A 3274-nucleotide genomic window follows, 5' to 3' on the forward strand; every position below is an offset into this window, starting at 1 on the left:
TTTGATAATCAGGAACTGACCTGACATCATCTGAAAGTACTTCAAAGGTAGCTTGGTAAAACCCGCGTTTGACCTTTTTTACTTTTAAAAAAATGACGTTCATATCAAAACGTTTGGCAAGCATCTCGGCACCGGTATGGACCGGAACTTGAACGCCCATAAATTTTGCCCAATGAAATGCTTTATTTGATTTTGGCGATTGATCGCCGGCAAAACCATAAACACTTAGGCGGCCTTCGGTTGTGTTTTTTTGGATAACATCAAAGGTTTCTTTAGTGGTAATTAAATGTGCCTGAAATTTTGACCGGATGTCCCTCACCATTTTGTCAAAATAGGGATTCCTGATTTTTTTATAAATAGCAAAGCCTTCAAAGGTGATGATTCTGTTCATAGAGATTACCCATTCATAGCTGGCATAATGCGCAATCATCACAGCGATACTTTTGCCTTTTTTTTCCAAATCCAGATAAACATCCAGATTGCTGAAAGTAAATCGTTCATCAATTTCCTTTCTAGTAATGGACATGGTTTTTATCATTTCCAAAAACATATCACACAAATGGCGGTAAGATTTTTTTTCGATGGTCAACCGTTCTTTTTCTGAAAGATGAGGAAGAGCCATCGCGATATTGCTCCTCACCGTTTTTTTTCGGTAACCTATGATGTAGTAGATGATGACATAAATAAGGTCAGAAAGCGCATAGAGCAACCGAAACGGAAGTTTGGAAATCAACCAAAGTAGTGGATAAAAAATCAGGTATGCTAGAAATTGCATCAGGTAAATTTTTTGCAAATATAAAGGTTATTTAATTCGGAAGCGGAATAAAAAACAGCACGCTGCGGTGCCTTTGGAGTAGCATGAATTCCTTAACTTCGTAAATTGAACTTTAAATGTTAAAAATGGCAGATATCAGCTTAGTTACCATTATCATCATTGCGGCCAATGTGATTATTTCAATGAGAGGGTTTAATGATTATTTGTTTTTTGAAAAATACAAGTTCAATACGGCAGCCATCAGGCGTGGCGACTATTTCAGGATGTTTTCTTCTGCATTTTTGCACGTGAACACTATGCATCTGTTGTTTAATATGATTACACTGTACTTTTTTGCTGAAGTGGTTATCAGAGCATTGGGTCAGGTAACTTTTTTAATAATTTATGTGTTAAGCTTTATTGCAGGGAATTTTCTTTCCTATTATTTTCATAAAAACAACCCCAATTACAACGCAGTGGGTGCGAGTGGGGGAGTGATGGGCGTGCTGTATTCGGCCATTATTTTTTATCCCGAAATGTCTTTGTATTTCTTTTTTATTCCCATAGCCATACCCGCCTGGTTTGTGGGGATAGCTTATCTGTTTTATTCCATTTACGGAATGAAGAAGCAATCAGGCAATATTGGTCACGATGCCCATTTTGGTGGAGCCATAGCGGGTTATGTACTTACCCTGTTTTTTGCACCACACTTGTTTGAAACCCAGTTGTGGATTATCATAATACTGGCCATTCCAATTCTTATTTTATTGGCTATGCAGCGAATGGGTAAACTATAACTTGGCACAGCTATTGAAAAGATAAACTGATTCTAAAAACTTTTATTATGAGAAAAATCTTAACCTTAATCCTGATTTTGACAGTCACTTTTGTAAGTGCTCAGGAAAAATTACAACCCATTGTTAGCGTTACCGGTGAAGGCACCGTAAAAATTATTCCCGATCAGGTCACCATCAGGATGTCTGTTGAAAATTCAGGCGACGACCCTATTGCTTTGAAAACAATCAATGACAGGGCCGTGAATGATGTGTTGAATTTTATCAAACAAAACGGGGTTGAATCCAAAGATGTTCAAACCCGGCACGTAACTCTGAACAAACGATATGATTACAACACCAAGACCTATTCTTATCAGGCTACACAAACCATAACAGTCCTTCTAAAGGATTTGAAGAAGTATGATGGCTTGATTTCCGGATTGATGACAAAAGGCATCAACCGCATTGACGGAATTTCTTTCGGCACTTCAAAACTCGAAACATTAAAATCTGAAGCCCGAAAACTAGCTGTTTCCAACGCCAAAGAAAAAGCAGTTGAATATTCAGGGGTTTTAAATCAGACAGTGGGCAAGGCCATTCAAATTAATGAACAGGGAAGTTATTCCCCGCCAATGCCATTATACAGAGCAGAAGCCATGGCTTTTAGCGCTGACGGTGTTGGAGAAACGCTTGCTGTGGGCGAAATGGAAGTAAAAGCCACGATTCAGGTAGTATTTGAACTGAAATAGAAAAAACCTGACTTTGCGGTCAGGTTTTTTATTTTTTAATTGTTTCTCAAAAGTTCACCCACTTTTTGACCCAGTGCCGGTCCTCTTAATTCTGTGGCTACTATTTTACCGGTTTCATCCAAAAGGTAAGCTTTGGGTATGGAAGTAACTCCATATTGTTGGGCTATGGGTTCCTGCCAAAACTTCAAGCTGGAGATGTGATGCCAGTCTTGCATTTTATCGTCTTCAATGGCTCTTAACCATTGAGCGCGGTGTCCTTCTCTATCAAGAGATATACTTATCACGGTAAACCCCTGATCTTTGTATTGGTTGTAAACCCTCACAATATTGGGGTTTTCTATTCGGCAGGGTCTGCACCAGGAAGCCCAGAAGTCGATTAAAGTAACTTTTCCCATTATGTCTTTAAGCGAAATAATATTCCCGTCAGGGTCGGGTCCTGAAAATTCAGGGGCTATGTTGCCTACATCAGGAATTCTGAGTCTTGCTGAATTCGTTTCAATTTGTTTGATAAAAACGTTATCTGATAGTTTTGGGTCTCTTTTTTCAAGGTAGGCTTCAACTTCCCTGATGTTGACCTCTTTTTTGGTAATCATTTCATTAAGTATCATCATGGCAAGCAATGAGTTTACATTTTTTTCAATAAACTCTTTTTTGTATACCTGTTCTTCATTTGCAATAACGGCTGCTTCAGTTTGAAGTCTAACCATATCCTGATTTGACATTGCCTTTTGGGCTTCCTGCATGTCTTCAAGATTTTGTCGTTTTCGCGCATCAAATTTTTCCAGCTTTTCTTTCAGCTCAAGCATTAAGTCATTTTCTTTCCCTCCCTTAAAATCGGTATCGAAAAGCTTGTTTAAATCAAAATTACCTTCAACGTCTTTAGTGTCGTGGAAAAAAATCAAAGTGGTATTGAGATTTCGAAAATTTAATAAACCCAATTGAGATTCTTTGCTCTTTTCAATTTCAAAACTGAATTTTCCACCTCTTATAACAAT

Annotated in this window: 4 protein-coding genes; 2 read left to right on the forward strand and 2 right to left on the reverse strand. The window is 38.1% G+C overall.

Annotated features, from left to right (window positions below; genetic code table 11):
- Nucleotides 1-775, reverse strand: a 775-nt coding sequence (locus AC6F75_RS10410) for an LpxL/LpxP family acyltransferase (RefSeq protein ID WP_500714957.1), incomplete at its 3' end; no start/stop codon positions are given.
- A 125-nt stretch (nucleotides 776-900) separates the two neighbouring features.
- Here AC6F75_RS10410 and AC6F75_RS10415 point away from each other — a divergent pair.
- Complete coding sequence (locus AC6F75_RS10415; RefSeq protein WP_500714958.1) at nucleotides 901-1551, forward strand: rhomboid family intramembrane serine protease; 651 nt, start codon at nucleotides 901-903, stop codon at nucleotides 1549-1551.
- A 47-nt stretch (nucleotides 1552-1598) separates the two neighbouring features.
- Nucleotides 1599-2279, forward strand: a complete 681-nt coding sequence (locus AC6F75_RS10420; RefSeq protein ID WP_500714959.1) for an SIMPL domain-containing protein — start codon at nucleotides 1599-1601, stop codon at nucleotides 2277-2279.
- A 35-nt stretch (nucleotides 2280-2314) separates the two neighbouring features.
- Here AC6F75_RS10420 and AC6F75_RS10425 read toward each other — a convergent pair.
- Nucleotides 2315-3274: redoxin domain-containing protein (locus AC6F75_RS10425; protein ID WP_500714960.1), on the reverse strand; the 960-nt coding region annotated here is incomplete at its 5' end.

Source organism: Planktosalinus sp., assembly GCF_059864935.1.